The organism is Streptomyces torulosus, from assembly GCF_001419765.1.
Taxonomy (GTDB): Bacteria; Actinomycetota; Actinomycetes; order Streptomycetales; family Streptomycetaceae; genus Streptomyces; species Streptomyces torulosus.
In genome coordinates, this window is the sequence record NZ_LIRK01001015.1 from 1 (window position 1) to 1673 (window position 1673).

At 72.4% G+C, this 1673-nt stretch carries 1 protein-coding gene; it reads right to left on the bottom strand.

The features are described from left to right. Positions 1 to 384 precede the first annotated feature (384 nt). Positions 385 to 1395, bottom strand: coding sequence for a LacI family DNA-binding transcriptional regulator (locus AOK23_RS43670; RefSeq protein WP_055717886.1), 1011 nt, complete (start codon positions 1393 to 1395; stop codon positions 385 to 387). Positions 1396 to 1673: the final 278 nt, after the last annotated feature.

Here is a 1673-nt window from a genome sequence, read left to right on the forward strand (position 1 = left end):
TCAGTGGTGCGGGTGAACCGGACCAGGCCCTCGGCGCTGACCTCGGCGCGCTCACCGCCGAGGTCAGCGCCGACCGTCAGCCGCCCCTGCCCCTCCTCGACGGGCTGCCGGGCGCCCTGCTCGACGAGGCGGAGAGCACCGAGAGCAGCGTCAAGATCGAGGAGGGGCAGGGGCGAGAAGCGCAGGGCTCGCCGCCCGGACGACGCGCGGGTCGGCGGGAGAACGTGCCGGACGAGTGGCAGGACGGTGGACGCCGGATGACAGGAGACTCGGGTCGGGTCGGGGCGGCGCGGGCGGGCGGAGAAGGAGGGCGGACGCCGGGTGACGGAGGCGGCCGCCGGCCTGAGGGAGCTGGTTCCCGCCTGCCATGCCCCGCCTCCGGTGTCAGCCGCCGGTCAGCGGTCCCGTGCTCGCGCGGACCGTCAGCTCGGGGGCGAGGAGCACCACCTCGTCCGTCTCCCGCCCGTCGAGCTTGGCGACGAGCTGCTCGACGGCCCGCCGCCCCATCTCCTGGGCGGGGATGGCGACCGAGGTCAGCCGCACCGACGCCTGCATGGCGACCTGCTCGGGACAGACGGCGATGACCGAGACGTCCTCGGGCACCGCCCGGCCCTGCTGGCGCAGCAGCGCGAGCAGCGGCTCGACCGCGGACTCGTTCTGCACGACGAACCCCGTGGTGCCCGGCCGTTCGTCGAAGATCCGGGCCAGCGTCGCGGCCATCGCGTCGTACCCGCCCTCGCAGGGCCGGTGCAGCACCCGCAGCCCCAGCTCGCGTGCCCGGGACCGCAGCCCGTCGAGGGTGCGCTCGGCGAAACCGGTGTGCCGCTCGTACACCGCGGGGGCCTCGCCGATGACGGCGATCTCGCGATGACCGAGCATCGCCAGGTGCTCCACGCACAGTGCCCCGGTCGCCCCGAAGTCGAGGTCGACGCAGGTCAGGCCGCTGGTGTCGGCCGGAAGCCCGATGAGCACGGACGGCTGGTCGGTGTCGCGCAGCAGCGGCAGGCGTTCGTCGTCCAGCTCGACGTCCATCAGGATCATCGCGTCGGCGAGCCCACTGCCGGTGACCCGGCGCACCGCGTCGGGCCCCTCCTCGCCGGTGAGCAGCAGCACGTCGTAGCCGTGGATACGGGCCGTGGTCGCCACCGCGATGGCGATCTCCATCATCACGGGCACGTACATGTCCGTCCGCAGCGGGACCATCAGCGCGATGATGTTGGACTTGCTGCTCGCCAGGGCACGCGCCCCGGCGTTCGGGTGGTAGCCCAGCTCCTGGATGCTCCGTTCGACCCGCTGGCGGGTGCCGGCGGAGATGGACCGCTTGCCGCTGAGGACATAGCTCACCGTGCTCGCCGAGACTCCGGCGTGCTGGGCGACCTCGGCGAGGGTGACCATCCAGCTCTCCAAGCGTGTTTAAGCGCTTCGACTGCGCATTGGTTCCGTACAGGGTGATGTGAGGGTGGCTCGACAGTAGCTCGGTGGTGAGTGCGTGTCCATAGGTTGTCGAAGCGCTTCGATACCGGCCCGGGCACCTAAGAGGTGGGGGGAGGGTGCCGCACGGCGGCCGCGGGTTCGTGGGGGCTCGGAGCGCGGTTCCCCGCGCCCCATTCGGGCGCCCTCTGCTTCGACAGGCGCCGTACGTCTCAGCTTAGGGCCGGGGGACGGCTTTCGGC